15 protein-coding genes are annotated in these 19,036 nt (G+C 63.6%); 7 read left to right on the top strand and 8 right to left on the bottom strand.

From position 1 onward, the window contains the following. Positions 1-97 precede the first annotated feature (97 nt). From BM338_RS18540 to BM338_RS18525, 4 genes are all read right to left on the bottom strand, one after another. Positions 98-3,175 (bottom strand): TonB-dependent receptor plug domain-containing protein, encoded by a 3,078-nt coding sequence (locus tag BM338_RS18540; RefSeq protein WP_090453611.1) that lies wholly within the window; start codon positions 3,173-3,175, stop codon positions 98-100. A 173-nt stretch (positions 3,176-3,348) separates the two neighbouring features. Then, positions 3,349-4,311, bottom strand: coding sequence for a 1-phosphofructokinase family hexose kinase (locus BM338_RS18535; RefSeq protein ID WP_090453609.1), 963 nt, complete (start codon positions 4,309-4,311; stop codon positions 3,349-3,351). Continuing rightward, positions 4,308-5,249, bottom strand: coding sequence for a carbohydrate kinase family protein (locus tag BM338_RS18530; protein ID WP_255367373.1), 942 nt, complete (start codon positions 5,247-5,249; stop codon positions 4,308-4,310). Before BM338_RS18530 ends, BM338_RS18535 begins: the two co-directional genes overlap by 4 nt. Continuing rightward, positions 5,246-6,406 carry an SIS domain-containing protein gene (locus tag BM338_RS18525; protein ID WP_255367372.1) on the bottom strand — a complete coding sequence of 387 codons (1,161 nt, stop codon included), beginning with the start codon at positions 6,404-6,406 and terminating at the stop codon, positions 5,246-5,248. The genes BM338_RS18530 and BM338_RS18525 overlap by 4 nt, the downstream gene beginning before the upstream one ends. A 150-nt stretch (positions 6,407-6,556) precedes the next feature. Here BM338_RS18525 and BM338_RS18520 point away from each other — a divergent pair, with 150 nt between their 5' ends. The 4 genes from BM338_RS18520 to BM338_RS18505 all read left to right on the top strand — a co-directional run bounded on the left by BM338_RS18520 (position 6,557) and on the right by BM338_RS18505 (position 11,564). Then, positions 6,557-7,423, top strand: a complete 867-nt coding sequence (locus BM338_RS18520; protein WP_255367371.1) for a class I fructose-bisphosphate aldolase — start codon at positions 6,557-6,559, stop codon at positions 7,421-7,423. A 177-nt stretch (positions 7,424-7,600) separates the two neighbouring features. Beyond that, on the top strand, positions 7,601-8,821 hold the full coding sequence (locus BM338_RS18515; protein WP_090453604.1) for an amidohydrolase family protein: 1,221 nt from the start codon (positions 7,601-7,603) through the stop codon (positions 8,819-8,821). Then, positions 8,818-9,624, top strand: coding sequence for a DeoR/GlpR family DNA-binding transcription regulator (locus BM338_RS18510; protein WP_090453602.1), 807 nt, complete (start codon positions 8,818-8,820; stop codon positions 9,622-9,624). The genes BM338_RS18515 and BM338_RS18510 overlap by 4 nt, the downstream gene beginning before the upstream one ends. 680 nt (positions 9,625-10,304) lie before the next feature. Further along, the gene (locus tag BM338_RS18505; protein WP_218156389.1) at positions 10,305-11,564 is read left to right on the top strand and encodes a DUF3472 domain-containing protein; all 1,260 of its coding nucleotides are present in this window, start codon (positions 10,305-10,307) and stop codon (positions 11,562-11,564) included. 254 nt (positions 11,565-11,818) lie between these two features. On the opposite strand, the gene BM338_RS18500 is transcribed toward BM338_RS18505, so the two are convergent. Next, positions 11,819-12,424, bottom strand: coding sequence for a class I SAM-dependent DNA methyltransferase (locus BM338_RS18500; protein WP_090453596.1), 606 nt, complete (start codon positions 12,422-12,424; stop codon positions 11,819-11,821). 108 nt (positions 12,425-12,532) lie between these two features. Here BM338_RS18500 and BM338_RS18495 point away from each other — a divergent pair, with 108 nt between their 5' ends. The 3 genes from BM338_RS18495 to BM338_RS18485 all read left to right on the top strand — a co-directional run bounded on the left by BM338_RS18495 (position 12,533) and on the right by BM338_RS18485 (position 16,209). Further along, on the top strand, positions 12,533-12,820 hold the full coding sequence (locus tag BM338_RS18495; protein ID WP_090453594.1) for a hypothetical protein: 288 nt from the start codon (positions 12,533-12,535) through the stop codon (positions 12,818-12,820). Between the two features lie 619 nt (positions 12,821-13,439). Then, positions 13,440-14,996: a DUF1800 domain-containing protein gene (locus BM338_RS18490; RefSeq protein WP_090453592.1), complete on the top strand. Its 1,557-nt coding sequence runs from the start codon at positions 13,440-13,442 to the stop codon at positions 14,994-14,996. 10 nt (positions 14,997-15,006) lie between these two features. After that, complete coding sequence (locus tag BM338_RS18485; RefSeq protein WP_090453590.1) at positions 15,007-16,209, top strand: DUF1501 domain-containing protein; 1,203 nt, start codon at positions 15,007-15,009, stop codon at positions 16,207-16,209. 128 nt (positions 16,210-16,337) lie between these two features. On the opposite strand, the gene BM338_RS18480 is transcribed toward BM338_RS18485, so the two are convergent. The 3 genes from BM338_RS18480 to BM338_RS18470 all read right to left on the bottom strand — a co-directional run bounded on the left by BM338_RS18480 (position 16,338) and on the right by BM338_RS18470 (position 19,008). Next, the gene (locus BM338_RS18480) at positions 16,338-17,126 is read right to left on the bottom strand and encodes a hypothetical protein (RefSeq protein ID WP_090453588.1); all 789 of its coding nucleotides are present in this window, start codon (positions 17,124-17,126) and stop codon (positions 16,338-16,340) included. 75 nt (positions 17,127-17,201) lie between these two features. Then, positions 17,202-17,651 (bottom strand): DUF1579 domain-containing protein, encoded by a 450-nt coding sequence (locus tag BM338_RS18475; protein ID WP_255367370.1) that lies wholly within the window; start codon positions 17,649-17,651, stop codon positions 17,202-17,204. A gap of 19 nt (positions 17,652-17,670) precedes the next feature. Then, the gene (locus BM338_RS18470) at positions 17,671-19,008 is read right to left on the bottom strand and encodes a hypothetical protein (RefSeq protein WP_255367369.1); all 1,338 of its coding nucleotides are present in this window, start codon (positions 19,006-19,008) and stop codon (positions 17,671-17,673) included. Positions 19,009-19,036: the final 28 nt, after the last annotated feature.

The following is a 19,036-nucleotide window of genomic DNA, read 5'->3' as shown; positions in this document are numbered from 1 at the left end:
CCTTGTTCGAAGTCCCCGCGATGGCCCTACACCAGCGCAGGCGAATGGAAAGAGAGGGAGCGCGGCCTGTTTGCCGCGCCCCTTCCAATGGAGCGCGTCAGAACTTCTGCTGATAGCGCAGGTACACGTAGCGGCCGATGTCGTACGAGGCGTTGTAGTTGTAGGGCGTGTCGCTGCCCGCATAGCCACCGTAGACGTATGGACCCTTGCGATTGAAGACGTTGTTCGCGCCCAGCGAGAACGTGCCATTCCACGGCGCCTTCCAGTACACCTGCGCATCGTTGAAGGTGACCGAGGCAATCTGCGTCATCGGCTGCGGGCCCGAGCCCGGCGCGTAGTAGTCCGGCAAGGAGCACGGGAACGCCGAGCGCGAATCCGGCGGCGGGAACGCGCACGGCGCCTTCAGCGGCGAGAAGTAACGCATGGTCCAGTTCGCGCCGAAGTCGTGCCACGACCAGTCGATGGTGAAATTGCCACGCAAGCGCCACACCGACATCGCAGTCTGCGACGAGGCAATGCCCGCACCATGGACCTCGGCCGACCCGAGTGTCGGCAGCATGTTGTAACTATCGACGTAGGTACCCGACAGACCCAGCTTGAACTGGCCGAACGAGTACTTGGGCAAGGCATAGGCAAACGAGAAGTCGTAACCGCTCGTCTTCTGCCAGCCCGCATTGGTTTCCAGATTCAACAGGTTGATGATCTGGTTGGAGCCCGCCTGGCGCTGGAACTGGCCGCAAGACGAGGCAATGCCGAACTGGTAGCAGTTGGCCAGCACCTGGTCATTGGTGATGCCGGTGATCAGGTTGCGGATGTTGTAGCGCCAGTAGTCGAGCGTGAAGTTGAAGCCCTGCAACCACGACGGGCTGAACACCAGGCCGACCTGTCCGTTGTACGAAGTCTCCGGCTTGAGATGCGGGTTGCCGCCGTTGAAGCTCTCGGTGATGCCGGCCGCGTCGGCCTGGGTCACCGGCAGACCCGTGAGGTCGACCTGGCGGAAGTTGGCGCCCACGCCGGGCAACCCGCCAAAACCGGTCAGGCAGCGCTGCGCCACCACCGGGCTGTAGCCGTAGCCGGCCGGCCCGTACACCGCATCGCAGGGATCGGTGAAGCCGCCCGCGTTATAGCGCCCCTGATAGAGGTCGTTGACCGTGGGTGCGCGAAAGCCCGTACCGTAGCTCGCACGCACCAGCAGGTCTTCGATCGGCTGCCAGGTCAGCTTGAACGAGCTGTTGGTGGTGCTGCCGAAGTTGCTGTAGTTCGAATAGCGGATCGCGGCGTCCAGCGACAGGCTGCGGATGCCCGGCAAGTCTTTCGCCAGCGGCGCGTTGACCTCGGCATATGCCTCGTTCAAGAAGTAGCTGCCCTTGTTCGGGCCGACCGCGCCATCGGTGGAGTAACCGGCCGCCGCGAACGAATCCGGGCTGTCGTAGCCGGATACGGTGCGATGCTGCACACCGGTGGCGAAACTGAAATCGCCGCCGGGCAGCGCGAACAGGTTGCCGCCGAAATCGGCCGTCGCTGCCTTTTCCTCGCTGCCGTAATGCTCCACGCTGTTGACCTGCAGATACTGCAGCATCTCCGATGTGAGGGTACCCAGCGCATTCACCGGCACGCAGCCGGCGATCACATTGCCCGGCGTGCCGCAGCGGACCACGCCATCGGCGCCCTTGAACGACGGCCCCAGTCCATCGCGCGCATGCAGCAGGTTGAAGTAACCCGTGCGCGTGTTAACACCGGTGATCTTGCTGTCGTAGTAGTTGACGTCCCAGTTGAACAGGTGATCGCCCATGCTGAAGTTGCCTTCCAGCCCGACGCTATAGCGATAGTTCTTGGGATTGTTGTAGCTGTTGAAGGTGATGCCGGCGAGCTTGCGGTAGAACTTCACATCCTGCGGCGTCACCCCCGGCTGGTTGTACGGGTTGTAGTAGCTGTCGGCCGATAGCAGCGACGGAAAGTCGTCATGTCCGCCCATGCCGCTGTACATGGTGCTGGTGCCCGCCGTCGCCTTCTCGTGGTCGATGTTGTAGCCGGCATTGAAGTGCGCGGTGATGTTCGAGGTGATGTTGTAGTGCGTGTCCAGATACAGGTTCTTGGTTGTATCGGCCGTGCGCAGCATGTTCTGGTGGCCGCTGAGATTGTTGTAGGTGTAGTCGCCGGCATCGGCGAGGCTGCCCACATCACCACCGTCATTGAACACACGTGGACGCACCCGGTGATAGTCGCCGAGGTTGAACGGATCGCCGCCCTGATTCAGCACCACCGCGTGATGGCTGCCGTCGGGGAACGCTGCATTGCTGATGATCGGCTGCAGACCCACATAGGTACGGCCGTAGTAAGGATGGCGGTCGGTCCACGGGTAGCTCGAAAAGTCGCGCGAGCTGGTCCAGACCGGGCGCTGGTTCTGGTAGGAGGCGCTGAACACCACGCCCCACTTGTCGGTGCTCTTGCCGAAAGTGAAGTCGTACTGGCTCTGCATGCCGTCGCCGTGCGGCGAGTAGATGCCGTTATAGGTATTGATCTCGGCACCGTTGTAATTCTTGCGGGTGATGATGTTGATCACGCCGGCAATCGCGTCGGAACCGTAGATCGCCGAAGCGCCGTTGGCTAGCACGTCGATGTGATCGATGACCGAGGCGGGGATGACGTTGACGTTGGTGTAGCCACCGTGCGCGGCACCAATGCGCTGGCCGTCCACCAACACCAGCGTGCGCGGTGCGCCAAGGCCGCGCAGGTTGATGAACTGGCCACCCTGGTTGGGGCCGAGATCGCCGGGTGCCGACATGCTGAGATCGGGCGTGGCGGCGGAAGAGATGTTCTGCAAGATCTGGCCGACCGTAGCGAAACCCTGGCGCTCGATGGCAACGCGATCAATCGTGATGACCGGCTGCGCATCCGCCACGTCGACGCTGCGGATGTTCGAGCCGGTAACGGTGACCTGCTGCAAGCGCACGGCCTTTTCGGGAGCGGCGTCCTTGTCCTGCTTCTTCGCCGGCTTCGCGGCGGCATCCGCCGGTGCGGACGTATCGACCTGCGCGAAGACAGTGCCTGCGAACGCGAGGCCGCCCAATCCCCACGCCAACTGCATGGCCATCACCGACTTGCTGATGGACGAAGCGAGCAGGTGCTTCCCCCTGCCATTGACCGTACAGCCACCGCTTTTCTTTGCACGCATGACTACCCTCTCCCGTGGTTCGCTAGCGGACTGCGCGGACACCTGTGTTGCTCCCCGTCCGGTGCAGTCGTTGATGGTTGCCCGTGGAAACTCCACCGCTCCACAAGCGTGTTTTCGTTACCTTTGAAAGCTCCCTCGCAAACAGCCGCGCCTCCCAAGGCACGGCCGCCTGCTCAACTCAGTTCCGTCCAACTCCGTTTCACCGCATCCGCCAGGCGCTGCAAGCGCACCTGTGGAAGCAGGCGCTCCACCATCTTTCGCTCGACGTAGCCGGTCTCCTCGGCAGCCGCATTGGCGGCGCCGCAGGCCACGCCCAGGCGCAACGTCTGTTCCAGCGACATCCCGCGCACGACGCCCACCGCCATACCGGCCAGCAGGCAATCGCCTGAGCCGACCGTGTTGCGGATCTCCGTCAATACAATCGAGGCGTGCCAGACACCGCTGGCGTCGACGGCGACAGCGCCCATCGCCCCCATGCTCACCACCGGCATCGCTACGCCGCGCGAATACAGTTCGAGCGCGGCATCGGCGGCCGCCGCGAGATCCTCGACGGGATGCCCCAGCAACTCGGTGATCTCGTCGCGATTCGGCTTGACCAGGAACGGCTGCGCCTGCCACGCATGCCGCATCACCGCGCCGCTCGCATCGACCATGCAGCGCTTGCCCATGGCATGCACCTGCGTGGCCAGCTCGGCATAGGTGGTCTCCGCCATGCCGCGCGGCAGGCTGCCGGAAAGAATCAGCAGATCGCTTTCATCGATGCAGCGCCGGAAGGTCAGCAGCAGATCGTCGCGTTGCGCCGCGCTGAGCTGCGGCCCCTGGCCGAGTACTTCGGTGATCTTGCCGGATGCATCCTGCACGGCCAGGCAGGTGCGGATGCTGGCCGCGATCTCGACACCATGGAACAAGGTGCCGCGCTTGCTCAGATGCTTCGCGATCAGATTGCGGTGCGCCGCGTCGACCAGGCCCACCAGCTGCACTCGCTCGCCCAGCGCGGCGATGGTCTGCGCGACGTGTAGCCCTTTTCCGCCGGGATAGACCTGCTCGTCCAGCGCGCGATTGATCTCGCCGCAACGCAAGGCGTCGACCTTGATCAGCCGGTCGATCGCCGTATTGAATCCACCGACCGTGATCATGGCGCGTTCGCCACCAGCGCATTCGCCTCTTCCGCATTGGCCTGCCGCGTAGTACCGCCAATGCCGCGCGTAGACAGGCTGCCGCATGCACTGCCCCAGCGCATGCAATTGCGCAGCGGCCACTGGCGCAGCCAGGCGTGCAGGAAGCCGGCATCGAACGAGTCGCCCGCACCGGTGCTGTCCACGGCATCGACCACATAGGCAGGGACTTCGAGCAGCTCGCCTTCATGCAAGGTGGCGCAGCCAAAGCGGCCGCGCTTGACCACCGTACGTGTGCGCCCGTTATCGAGCGCGGTCAGCGCATCGCGCACATCGTGGTACCCGGTGATCGCTTTCAGTTCCTCCTCGTTGGGCAGGAACAGATCGACTTCATGCAGGGTCTCGCTCAGATCGGAGCCCCACTGCCGCGCCGGATCGAAACCTGGATCAAGTGAGGTGCTGAGCCCCGCCGCATGCGCGCGCGCAAACAACTCGCGGCAACCGGGGCGCAGCGCCTTCTGCAGGTAGTAAGAAGACACGTGCAGGTGATCGGCTTTCGCCAGCAGCCCGGCGCTCACCTCATCCGCATGCATCGACGCGATAGCGCCGGCAAAGGTCACCAGCGAGCGGTCGCTCGGCGTGGAAAGCGACACCGTGACGCCGGTACGCAATGCGGGATCGGGCCGCAGCGACGCCACGTCGATGCCCGCGTCGCGCAAGGCACCGAGGCAGTATTCGCCCCAGGTATCGAGGCCGAGCTTGCCGTGGAATGCCACCGGATTACCCAGCCGCGCCAGCCCCATCGCACAGATCATCGAAGAGCTGCCCGGCGTCATCAGGAAATCGTCGGCCAGCACTTCCTGGCCTGGCGCCGGTGCGGCGTGCAGGCCCTTGAGCACGAGATCGACATTGATCTCGCCCACTACCAGCGCGCGCTTCACGGGGCCAGCGGCTGTCACGCGTCCGCCCCGTGCAGGGTGAAGTCCTGCACTACGCGAGTGAGCACGCCCTGCGAGGGCGTGTCCGGGCGGTCGCCCAGCTGCAGACAGCGGAACATCGCCAGCAATTGCCCCACGACCACGCCAGCCAGATGCGACGGCAGTTCGCCGTCATGGCCAAGGCCATGCAGATCGATCGCCACATCGCCCGGCGCGATCACCTCGGCGGGCAGGTTCTCGCCCACCAGCAACTTCGCCATGCCCAGTTGCTTGCGCGACAACTCGCGCAGCAGATCGAGTTCGTAACCACGCACCGCCGGATCGGGCGACAGCAGCGCCACGATCAAGGTGGACGGACGGATGCTCGACATCGGCCCGTGCCGCAGGCCGAGGAAAGTTTCAGCCATGGTGATGACCTTGCCGCCGGTCATCTCCAGCATCTTCAACGCCACCTCGCGCGCCGCGCCGATGGCGCCGCCGCTGCCGAGATACACCGCTGCTTCGACATCGCGCGACGCGAGTTGCGCCAGCGCGTCGGCCTGCTGCGCGAACACCTGCTCCACCGTCGACGCCAGGCGCGACACCGCAGCTTCGGAGAGTTCATCCTGCGTGCCGAGCAACAGGCCGCTGCCGGCCAGCAGCAAATTGGTAAAGCTACTGGTCATCACCAGGCTGCGGTCGTTGGTGCGCTCGTCCAGCACCACCACGCTGACGCGCGGGTCGTCGTTGTAGCGCGTGGCGAGTTTGCCGTTGGCGTTACAGGTGATGACCAGATGGCGCCAGTCCGGCTTGTCGGCCAACAGGCGATCCACCACACCGCCGCTCTCCGGGCTGTCGCCCGAGCGCGCCAGCGAAATCAGCAAGCCCGGCCCCGGCGGCAGCACGCTGCGCCAATGCGTGAGCAAGGTGCCAGCGGCGATCGCCTGCGTAGAAATGCCGAGCCCAGCCTGCAGCGTGGGCGCCAGACATTCGCCGATATACATGGAGCTGCCGGAACCGGTCAGCACGATGGAAGCGGGCCGCGGCGTCAGTGCCCGCGCGATGCATTCGCGCACCGCCGGCTCGCGCAACAAGGCGGCGGTGCCGCGCCAGGTCGCCGGCTGCTGAAGAATCTCGCGCAAAGTATCGGCGTAGCCCGCCGCCTGCTGCTCCGCCAGGGGGCGCGCACGCAGTTCCACGAGGGCATCATTTGCTTTCGTTTTCTTATCAAGTATTGACATTTTGCCCGATTCGCTCGAATGTGAAACCGTTCTGTCACGGAATTCAGGGTATTCGAAATGAATCAGAGCTTACAAGCCCTTTCGAAAGCTTCCGAAAAGTTTTCGAAATTGTCGCTTTCGCACGGCAAGCGCGCACGTCTGTGGCGCCTTCTCTATGGTCACGGCCCGCGTAATGGCAGCCTGCTGGTGCTGCCGCTGGACCAGGGCCTGGAACACGGCCCCACCGATTTCTTCCCCAACCCGCCGGCGATCGATCCGGAGTACCAGTTCCGCCTGGCGGTGGAAGGCAACTTCTCCGCGATCGCGCTGGGCGTGGGTCTGGCCGAGAAGTACATGGGCGATTACGCCGGCCGCATTCCGCTGATCCTCAAGCTCAACGGCAAGACCAACATCCCCAGCGATGCGGAGGCCACTTCGCCGCTGTTCGCTTCGGTGGAAGACGCCGTGCGTCTCGGTGCCGACGCGGTCGGCTACACCATGTATGTGGGTTCGCCGCGCCAGCACGACGAGTTCCGCCAGTTTGAAAAAGTGCGCCAGGATTGCGAGCGCTACGGCATGCCGCTGGTGGTGTGGTCGTATCCGCGTGGCGAGGCCGTCGAAGCCAAGGGCGGCAAGAACAGCCTGTTCGCGCAGGACTACGCCGCACGTGTCGCGGTGGAGCTGGGCGCCGACATCGTCAAGCTGCACGAGCCCAATGACAACCGCACCAACGCACCTGCCCCGTACGACAAGCTGGATGAAGACGCCAGCACGCGCAGCCAGCGTGTAGTGCGCTCGGCCGGCCGCACCATGGTGCTGTTCTCCGGCGGCGAAAAGAACGACGACGACGCGGCGGTGCTGCGCAAGGTCGAGTTCTACATGGCCTCCGGCGCGCAGGGCGTGATGTTCGGCCGCAACATGTGGCTGCGCCCGCTGGACCAGGCTGTGGCGCTGGTCAAGGAAGTGCACAAGATCATGGCGAAGTACCCGCGCTAACGCCTTTAACGCCCTCTCCCCTCCGGGGAGAGGGCTGGGGCGAGGGGTGGGTGCTCGGAATAACGCTTGCTTTTAGAGCGCTTTAGAACCAACGCCATCGCAAGCACCCGCCCCTCACCTCAATCCTCTCCCCGGAGGGGAGAGGAAGTAAGAGCAGACATCGAGACGTCTTCAATAATGAGCCAAGCCCCCTCCTGCTTCTGCTGCGCACCGCCCACCGGCGTCGGCACTGTGCGCGTCGAAGGCAGCAAGAACCAGCTCAAGACCGCACCCGATGCGAGCAAGAGCGCGCTGCGCCTATGCGACTTCAAGCCGCGCAGCATGCTGCACGTGAAGCAGACGCGGGTGGAGCGCCCGCGCTTCCCGGTGATCGACATGCATGCGCATCTCACCTGGACCGCCAACGTGCGCAACGGCGTGTCGGTGGGCGAAGAGATCACCGTATTCGCACAGCCCGAAGATCTGTTGCCGGTGATGGACCGCAAGGGTATCCGCACGCTGGTCAACCTCACCGGCGGCACCGGCAAGGGACTGGAACAAGCCATCCGCCTGTTTGACCAGGCCGCACCAGGACGCTTCCTCACCCTTACAGAGCCTTCCTTCGAATGGTTCGATCGGCCGGATTACGCGCAGTTGCAAGGCGATGCGATCGAGCATGCGCACCGCATCGGTGCGCGCGGCTTGAAGTTGCTGAAAACGCTTGGTCTCTATCTGCGTGAGCACATCGACAGTGGTCCGCTGGTGGCGGTGGACGACCGCCGCTTCGATCCGATGTGGGAAGCCTGCGCGGCCTACGGCATGCCCGTGTTCCTGCACGTGTCGGACCCGGAGGCATTCTTCCTGCCCACCGACCCCGGCAACGAACGCTACGAAGAACTCAGCCGTCATCCGGACTGGTCGTTCTACGGCCCCGAATTTCCCAGCAACGCCGAGATCCTTGCCGCACGCGACCGCATGATCGCGCGCCATCCGCGCACCACCTTCGCGCTGATGCATGTAGGCAACGGCGCGGAGAATCTGGAGGCGGTGTCCGCCTGCCTGGATCGCTACCCCAACACGGTGGTGGACATCAGCGCCCGCATCGGCGAACTCGGCCGCCAGCCGCGCACGGCGCGACGTTTCTTCGAGCGCTATCAGGACCGCATCCTGTTCGGCACCGACGCGGTGCCATCGCCCTACGGCGACGACGTACCGCAGCAACTGTTCGGCGACGCGCTGTACGAGATCTACTACCGCTTTCTGGAAACTGACGACGAGTACTTCGATTACGCGCCGGCCGAAACGCCACCGCAGGGGCGCTGGTCGATCTATGGGCTGGACCTGCCTGACGCTATCCTGCGCAAGGTATACCATGACAACGCTGCCCGACTTTTGCGCCTGCCGAGCCTCCCTGCATGAGTGAAGACCAAGCCTCCGCCCCTTCGCGTCGCCTGCTGGTGGAGGAACGCCGGCGCCTGATCGTCGAGTACGTCGAGGATCAGGGCCGCGCCACGGTAGAGGAGCTGGCCAGTCGCTTTCGCACGTCCGCCGTCACCATCCGCAACGATCTGGAAGCACTCGCGCGCAACTCGGCCATCGCGCGCTCGCACGGCGGCGCCCTGCCGGCTCCCGCGCCGAGTACGCACGACACGCCGCTGAACATCAAAGAGACGCGCTACCACGCGCAGAAGCTGCGCGTCGGCCAAGCCGCCGCGCGACTGATCAACGATGGCGAAACGATCATCCTCGACTCTGGCTCCACCACCGTGGAGATCGCGCGGCAGATCCGCCAGATGAAGTTCGAGTCGCTCACCGTCATCACCAATGCGCTCAATATCGCGTTGGAGCTGTCGGGCTTGCCGCACATCCGCGTGATGATGCTCGGCGGCCTGTTGCGCGATACCTCGTACTCGCTGGTCGGGCCGGATGCGGAGCAGGCGTTGTCGAAGCTTTCCGCGGACAAACTTTTTCTTGGTGTGGATGGTCTTGATCCCGTGGTGGGTGTGACCACGCCCGATCCGCTTGAGGCCTCGCTCAATGCGCTGATGATTCGTGTCTCGCGGGAGACTATTGCGGTGTTTGATGCGAGCAAGTTGGGGCAGCGGAGTTTGTCTGTGATTACTCCGGTGCAGCATTTGCATCGCGTTATTACTGATACCAGTGCTGAGGCGAAGGTTGTTGAGTCGCTGCGCGGGGCTGGTGTGGAAGTTACGCTGGTTTGAGTGGTTTGCTTTGCGTAGCTTTTGTTGGTCATCCCTGCGTTGGCGGGATTAGCGCGTACTGCGAAGAACGTCGCCCCGCATTACTGCTCCGACGGAGCAAACTTGCGCACACCTTCCTACTCGTCATCCCTGCGCAGGCAGGGATCCAGAGTGGTGCGCTCCGATTGTCGCGTCTGCGTGCCCTGGCTCGCCTGCCGCGGGCTTTGTAGCTGCGCCATTTCCAGTGTCAGGCGTTGGGATGGTTCTCTTCGAGGTCTGATCGTCATTTCCCGTCGAGGCGCCACATCTCCCTCTCCCCTCCGGGGAGAGGGTTGGGGTGAGGGGTGGGTGCTCGAGACAGTGCTGCTACGGAACGCATGTAGGAGCGCACCCTGTGCGCGATCCACGCACGCAGAGCGATCGGGAACGCAGGAAAGGTTGAGGTGGAAGGTAGGTGCTCGATACGGCCCCGCTTTCGCTTTCCCCACCCAGCGAAAGTATCGAATGAAAGTGTATGCACGCCACATTTCTTTCATTACTCTTCGTTTGCTATCACATGCTTTCGACATGCGATATCGGCCTGTCTGCTTTCCGCCCGTGCCGGTCTGTCTGCTTCTGCTCCGTCTCGGGCTTTCGATGCACTGCGTCCATCAACCTTGGGAGGAGTTATGCGACATCTAGCGTGCCGATTGTTTGGGCTTTTGCTTGTCACGTCCTGCGCCGTACCGGCGGCGCAGGCTGCATCGAGTACCGTGCCGCTGGGCGGCAATGCCTTCATTACCCAGGCCTCGCCCACCAAGAACGAAACCATCACCGACACCGGCCTGCATAACTGGGACTCCAACAAAGCCGTCGTCAGTGTCTACTTCGACGTGCAGCAGGCTGGCGAGCTACAACTCGCGCTGGCCGGCAGCCTCAGCGGTGCCAGCCATAGCACGGTGAAAGTTTCTATCGGCGGGCAAACGCGTCTGGTCAGTCTCTCCAGCACGACACCCGCACCCTTCTCCGCCGGCAGCTTCACCATCGACAAGCCCGGCTACGTGCGAGTGGATCTGCAAGGCGTCAGCACCGACGGCGGCTATTACGGTGACATCACCGACCTGCAGATCGACGGCAGCGCCACCGCCGCCGGCACGGTCTACGCCAATGATCCGGCCAATTTCTACTGGTCGCGGCGCGGCCCTTCGGTGCATCTCGGCTACAAGGTGCCGACGAACACGGAGTACTTCTACAGCGAAGTGACCGTGCCGGAAGGGCAGGATCCGATCGGCTCGTATTACATGGCCGACGGCTTCAACGTGGGCTACTTCGGCATGCAAGTGAACTCGGCGACTGAGCGCCGCATCCTGTTCTCTGTGTGGGATTCGCCCACCGGCAGCACCACGTTGGTGAACAAGGGTCGGGGCGTGATCACCAACGGCTTCGGCGGCGAAGGCACCGGCGGCCAGAGCCACCTGCTCTACAACTGGGTCGCCGGCCAGACCTATCGCTTCCTCACCCGCGCGCAACCCGATGGCAACGGCAATACCTTGTTCACCGCATGGTTCGCCAGCGCCGGTGCGCGCGGCAACTGCAACGCGCATAGCAGCCACGGCAACTGCGACTGGCATCTGATCGCCACCTGGAAGTACGTGGGCGACACCCACTACCTGCGTGGCATGTACTCCTTCCTCGAATCCTTCGACCCGGATCGTGGCTACATCGGCCGCCGCGCCGCTTTCGGCAACCAATGGGCCAAACCCGCCGGCGGCGACTGGGTGGAAATCACCTCCGCCTACTACGACGTCGATCCTACCGGCCTCAACAAGCAGCGCCTGGATTTCGCCGGCGGCGTGATCGGCAACCAGTTCTATCTGCGCAACGATGGCTTCTTCACCCCGTCGGTATCCTCGGGCCAGACATTTACGCGCACGGCCAACGGCGTCCCGCCGGATGTGAATCTCGACAACCTGCCCCGATAACAGCTTGCGGCATCGCAGCCGGCCGACGATCTGGCCGGCTGCGATGCACCACCAGTGTCATAGCAAGAAACGGATAGTGATGGCCCCCGTTCATGGCGACCATGTCGCCCATGCAGAACCTATCGACGCGCTACCTGCTCGGCGGTTTCATCCTGGTCGCCGCACTCGGCAACGCACGTGCGGATTGCGAGCTCCCGTTCGCGCCGAAGGAGATCCGCGCCAAGATGCTGGCTTTCCACTACCGTCACCACAACTCAGCGCAGCTGCGCCCGCTCCAGCGCCGCGATATGCCGCTCCAGCCGCGGCCCCAGATAACAGTGCGAACCGCAGGGCAGCAGCCCCACCTCGCCGAACTCCCGCAGATACCAGCTGGGCGCCCGTGAGTTAAACCCATCGTGATCGCCGGCCACGTCATCCTTGCTGGTGAACACTTCCAGAAAGGCGATACCTTCCAGCATCTCGCCGATACCGACCAGCCCCGCGCGGATTTCCGCCGGCTTGAGATAATGCAGCACGTCAGTGCAGACGATCAGGTCGAAGCGCTGATCGAAACGCAGCTCCGCCAGCTGACCGAAACGCGCCAGCCCGATGTTGCGGCTGCGCCCGTAACGCGCCACCACGTACTCGCTCGCATCCAGGCCGCGGTAGTGAATATCCGGCCGCAGCGCACGCAGCGGCGCCCGCCAAGTCGCCTCGCCGCAACCCACATCCAGCACATTGCGGACCGGCCGCGCCAGGTAGTACTCCGCCTGCGCCACCACCATCGCCACCTTGCGCCGCAACTCCGCCGGCGAAGCCACCGCGTGTTGCGGATCGCGATACCACTTGTCGAAATAGGCGCGGTCGTAGGCTTTGGTCATCATGATTCTCCAGCAGACGGCGCATGGTAGCCGAGACGCGGGATCACCTTGCGCTTACATGCACGGGCTCACCATAACGTGCGGATCCGCACCGTCCAGGAGCCCGCCATGCCCATGATCCGCATCCGCATGATCGGCAGCCGCGACCACGCCAACACCCTCATCAACGCCCTCCATGGCATCGACGGCATCGAGCACGTGGAAGAAGTCGACGACCTCATGCAAAACATGCGCGACGACTCCAGCTCCAGCGAACTCGTCGACGACGAAGGCGGCGAACTGGTCTGCGTCGAAGTCCGCGCCCCCGACGCACGACACGCCGATGCTGTGCGCGACGTAGCCGAGTTCGAAGCGCAGCTGCTGGATGTGGTGGTGGAGTTTGTCGAGGAGTTTTAGAAGTGCCTGACGATCAAACCTTCACCCATGGCGCAGCTGTCTTGAGCACCCACACCCCTCCCCAACCCTCCCCTGTCCCACGGGACTAGCTTCGCGTCGCAAGCAGGAGAGGGAGAAGTGCTGCACTAGGCAATGCGAAGCGAGCCTGAGAGCGTGAGCGGTGAGCGCTGGGCAATCAAGCCCCGAAGAAGGCCATCCCAACGCCTGACGCTGGAAAGGGCGCAGCTACAAAGCACACCGCCTGCTCTTCAGGCCATTTCTCTTTGGTTACTTTCTCTTTAGGCCAGCAAAGAGAAAGTGACCCGGACCGCGAGCGGTTCGGAAGCCCGCGGCAGGCGAGCCAGGGCACGCAGACGCGACAATCGGGCGCAACGCCACTGGATCCCTGCCTACGCAGGGATGACAAAGTAGAAGGGCCATCGCGAGCTCACACAGAACTCAGCCTCATCTTCAAAACACCCTGACGCAAATTCATACGAACCCTTAGCAAACCCTTCCCCCGAATGAATCCCTCCCGAATGCGCCCCACCCCACACAACACCCATGTCCTCCCATGACATCGTCCTGCGTTGAAATGCCAAGCCACCACCATCGTCCTTAGCCAAGGAAGCCAAGACGTATGTCACCCACCGACAGTCATCCGCTACGCCGGGCCGCCCACCGCCTGCTCCCCCTGCTCACCTTGACCCTGCTGCTCGGCCCCGCCGCCGCCATGAGCCGCAACGCCGACGCGCTCAGCGCCGAAGACATCGCATGGCTGCGCCGCGACGGCTTCGACCTCGACAGCGCCAGCGTGGCCCGCTATCGCGAACTCGGCCGCTCGCGCTATCTGGACGAGCAACTCGACAACAAAGGCGACGACCGCATGCCACCCGAGATCGCCGAACTGATCAGCGGCTACGAAGTGGTGCGCACACCACCCGATCAACTGCTGGCGTCGCTGCAACAAGAGCAACAGCGCATCAAGGACATGCCCGAGGGCGACGATAAAGTCGCGGCCAGGAAAGCCCAGCAGCAACACGCCAACGATCTGTTGCTACAGGCGCAGCAGACCGAGCTGTTACGTGCGGTATACGGCTCCAACCAACTGAAGGAACAGATGGTGTGGTTCTGGCTCAATCACTTCAGCGTCTACGGCGCTAAAGGGCGCGTGCGCTGGGTGATCGGCGAGTACTCGGAGGGCAGCATCCGGCCGCATGCGCTGGGCAAATTCAAGGATCTGGTGATGGCCACGCTGGAAAGCCCGGCCATGCTCGAATTTCTCGACAACGCGCAGAACGCCAAGGGCCACGTCAACGAAAACTACGCGCGCGAGCTGATGGAGCTGCATACACTGGGTGTGGGCTCCGGTTACACGCAGCAGGATGTGCAGCAGCTGGCACTGATCCTCACCGGCGTCGGTATCGCGCCGAAGCAGGATCGCCCGCAGAAGCTCAACCCCAAGTTCGCCTCGCTCTACGTACGCAATGGCCTGTTCGAGTTCAATCCGGCCCGCCACGACTTCGGCGACAAGGTGCTGCTGGGCCAGCACATCAAGGGCAGCGGCTTTGATGAAGTAGAGAAAGCGGTTGATCTGATCACCCGCCAGCCAGCCTGCGCGCAGTTCATCTCGACCAAGCTGGCCCGCTACTTCGTCGCCGACGATCCGCCGCCAGCACTGGTGGCGAAAATGGCCAAAACCTTCCAGCGCACCGACGGCGATATCGCCAAGGTATTGCGCACCATGCTGGAGTCGAAAGAGCTCACCGCCAGCCAGGGCAAGAAGTTCAAGGATCCGACCCAGTTCGTGGTGTCCTCGGTGCGTCTCGCCTACGACGGAAAGCCGGTGGTCAACGCGCGCCCGATGCTCAACTGGCTCAACCAGTTGGGTGAACCTATCTACGGACGCCTGACACCAGATGGCTGGCCGCTGGATGCCAGCGGCTGGGCAAGCTCCGGACAGATGGCCAAACGTTTCGAGATCGCGCGCGCCATAGGCACCGGCAACAACCGGCTGTTTGTGCCGGAGGGTAGCAACGCGACGGCACCCGGTTTCCCGATGCTGACCTCGCGGCTGTACTACGACGCGATCGATCCGCACCTTTCCACTGCGACGCGCGATGCGCTGGGCAAGGCCGCCTCGCAACAGGAATGGAACACCTTCCTGCTCTCTTCGCCCGACTTCAATTACCGCTGAGGTGGCACTTATGAACCGCCGACAATTCCTGCTCGCCGCGGCGACTGCCGCCGTCGCCGCCCCCTCCCTTTCGTTCTCCGGCCGCCTGTTCGCCGCACCTGCCAGCATGCCGCGCTTTCTGCTGGTGTTTCTGCGCGGCGGTTATGACTGCAACAACCTGCTGGTGCCTTATGGCAGCGACTTCTATTACGAGTCGCGCCCTACGCTGGCGATTGCGCGTCCCGACGCCAACAACGCGAACAGTGCGATCGCACTGGACAGCCAGTGGGGCCTGAACCCAGTGCTTCGCGACACGATCTATCCGCTATGGCAGCGCAAGCAGGTGGCCTTTGTGCCGTTTGCCGGCACCGACGACATGTCGCGCAGCCACTTCGAGACGCAGGACAATATCGAGTCCGGCCAACCGACCCAGCAGCGCAGCGACTATCGCTCCGGCTTCATGGCGCGCCTCTCCGGCGCACTCACCGACGTGCCGTCGATTGCCTTCACCGATGCCCTGCCGCTGAGTTTCCAGGGCGGCAAGAAAGACATTCCCAACATCTCTCTGCGCGGCGTAGCGAAGCCGACATTTGATGACCGGCAGTCATCCATCCTTGCCGAAATGTACAAGGGCACCTCACTCGCCGCCGCCGCGGCGGACGGACTGGAACTGCGCCAGAAGGTGTCGAAGGATCTGCAGGACGAGATGATGAAGGCCAACCGCGGCGCGGCCTCGGCCAAGAACTTCGCCGAAGAAACCCAGCGCATCGCCACGCTCATGCGCCAGCAATACCGGCTCGGCTTTGTCGACGTTGGTGGCTGGGATACGCACGTGAACCAGGGCAGCACCACCGGCCCGCTGGCGAACAACCTCACCAATCTCGGCCAGGGCCTCGCCGCTTACGCCGACGCACTCGGCGACGAATGGAACAACACCATCGTGGTGGTGGTATCCGAATTCGGCCGCACCTTCCGCGAAAACGGCAACAAGGGCACCGACCACGGCCACGGCACGGTGTACTGGGTGATGGGCGGGCGTATCAATGGCGGTCGCATCGCCGGCTCACAGGTAGCGGTGAACGCACAAAGCCTGTTGCAGAACCGCGATTACCCGGTGCTCAACAACTACCGCGATCTGCTCGGCGGTTTGTTCAACCGCACCTTGGGACTGTCCACCAGCCAGTTGCAGGCGGTGTTCCCCGGCGCGCGGCCGAAGGATTTGCAACTCGTGTAGGAGCCCACCCCCGGATCAAGTCCGGGGCAGGCTCTGGGGGCGACCCGGCCCGCAAGGGCCGGGCTTTCATCGTGTTCGGGAAAGGAGCGGTCCGGTCGCGCACAGGGTGCGCTCCTACGGGCATCGCGCTATTTGACCGAGACGACCTCGACCACACCCGCCTGCTCGCCCTGTAGCGTTTCCTGCTTCATCACCAGCGCAACATCCGGGCAATACCAGTCGGTCATCTTCGCGGTGCTTGCCGGCGGCAGCATGGTGTGGCCGGCCACGGTGACGGAGCCCATGCGCGTGATGCGTTCGTAACGTACCGGCCAACACATCAGCCGGCCGATACGCGTCTCCAGCGCCGTGCGCTCACCGACCACTTTCTCGCTCGACGTCACTTTGGCCGACGGGATCTTCACCTGTCCCGCCGGCATGCTGCTGACAGCCGTCTGTGTATCCATGCTCAGCTCGTAGTTCTCGCCCGGCAGATGCTGACCTTCGCCGGTGATCACGCCCGTATACGAAAGCGTTTCCAACCCCTTCGCACTGATGGAGCCGGCTGCGCTGGCATTGCCTGCACGCGCGGCGAGCTGACCGGCCGCGTCGTGCTTGATCACCTTGGCGCGATCCGCCTTCACTTCGACGCGGTATGCGGTGCGGGTTTCGTTCGGCACGCCAATACGGCTGGCCGATGCCAGTGTCGTGACTTCGGCATGGCAACTGCCAGGGCCGTCCTTCTTCACCTGCGCCACACTGATGGTGGCGTGGATACCCGCCGCACCTGGCACGGCCAGGCGGATTTCGCCGCCGTCGTGCATCCATGGCGCTTCGCAGACACCAGCACGCGCAGACAGCGGAAGCACGCCAGCCAGCAATACAGCCAACAAGGCGGAAGAACGAACAACCGGACGAGAGAGAACCAAGCGATCCATGCGTGCCATCTCCGGGGTGGGGAAGGCACGCATCACAACAGACAACGCAAAACCGGACAACTGCCGTTCGCCAGGTCAGGCCACGCGGCGATAGCTTCCAGTCAGCACAGGCTCCCAATGCACGCCGCCATCGAACGAGCTTTCCAGCGTGAGGCGATACGCACCCTCGCCTTCCGGTACATAAATGTGCCGGGTCTGCCCACGCGGCGAACTGCGCAGGAACACCAGGCGCTGCCCATCCCAATACCCCGGCGCCGCCGCGGCAGGCACGAAACCAAAGCTGTCGAACCAGTACAGACCAAACTGATCATGCTCCGGCCCGGCCACGATAAGAGCGTGCGCCTGTAGCGCTGGCTGCCCGTCGCGGGTTTCGCGGTAGTCGAGCACGATCGCTTTGCCGCCCAGTTCCAGACGCGCATCGACCGTTGCCGTCGCCAGCCCACCCGGCCCCCAGCGCGTGGTTGCGATCTGTTCCTCGCCCTGCCATTGGCCGATCAGAAACCCCAATGCTTCCAGCATCGCCATGCCTTTCCTCAGTGGGCGCTCAATGCGCGCCCTGGTTGGTATTGCGCAACGTCATATCGCCAGGCCGTGTGCCCTGCTCCAGCTGCCAGCCCTCCGCCAGATGCAATGTCCAGCCGGCAGCTTCGATCGTGCCCTGTTTGGCCGCCCCCTTGCCGGGAGCCGCGACGGTCAAGCGCTTCCAGTCGGACGACAGCAACGCGCCCTCGCGCACCTCGATCGAACCCCAGTCCGACAGCACCCGCATGGTGGGATACACCGTGCCAGCATCACCAAGCGGCACCAGCGTGCTCGGATTGAACATCACCTGGGGTTTCTGCAGCGGCAACACCAGCAACGCGCCATCGACGAGCGTGGCCTTGTACTGCGCCACCTGCTGCTGACGATGCTGTTCGCGCACCTGTTCCGTCGCGAGCAACGCAGCACCGTCGTATGCAACGGCACGCTGTTCCGCCTGCGCATCCGTCGCTTCTCCGGCCTTGAAGCCAAGCGCGCCGGCAAGCAGTTCGGAAAGCCCGACCTCATGCGCACGTATCTGCTTTCGCCAGTCCGGCACATAGCGATCCAGCAGCAAGCCATATCCAGGGCCAGTGGAATAAGCGAAGGAGCGCACAAAGCTCGGCAACGACACATGCGAAACCAGATCATCCTGGGTCAGCGCCAGGCGTTCCGCCGGCGACGTTGCACCCACCGCTATGCCGGTGTATTCGGCCAGACCCTCGTTGCGCTCCAGCGCACGCTCGCTTTGCGCGGCACCGGCAAAATGCTGATAGCGCACCGCACGAAACAACAACGCATCCTCCGCATGCTGGCGGCGTGTCTTGTCATCCGTCGCAGCCAGCGCCGCCGACAAGGCACGCCATTCCAATTGCATCCAATAGCGGCCTTGCAAGGTATCCAGCTGCGCGTTGCCGCCCTCGCGCGCCGGAGCCAACCCCAACTCGTCCTGCACACGATGAAAAGATTCGTGCGCCATCATCGCGCGGCGCTGACCGGCGTCGTCCGGCACCGGCCAGTTCAACTGCACCCAATGCACGCCAGCCCAGGTCACCGAGGAATTGGCAAAGGGCACGTTGTCGGGCAGCCGCCCGGTAAACACGCCCTGCTCCGGCTTCAGCAGCCCCTGCGCATCAGCCTGATTGGCGATCAGCCGGCGAGTGGACGGCTCGACGAACATCATCGGGCCGCACAGGCTCTTGCCCCAGAGTGCACCGTGATCAGCGGCGCATCGCTGATGCGCCTCATCGAACCAGCGCTTGGCCTGCACCGGATCGAAGGTGCGCGCTTCCACGGCACCAAGCAAGCCGGTGGGTATACACAGACTCAACGCAACAACCAGATACACACGCGAGCAACGCATGAAGCACCTCCGGCAGCGGATCGATGGA

This window comes from Dyella sp. OK004, from assembly GCF_900114495.1.
GTDB lineage: Bacteria > Pseudomonadota > Gammaproteobacteria > Xanthomonadales > Rhodanobacteraceae > Dyella_D.
The sequence above is the reverse complement of the archived record's forward strand: the minus strand, read 5'-3'. Positions and strand labels throughout refer to the sequence as shown.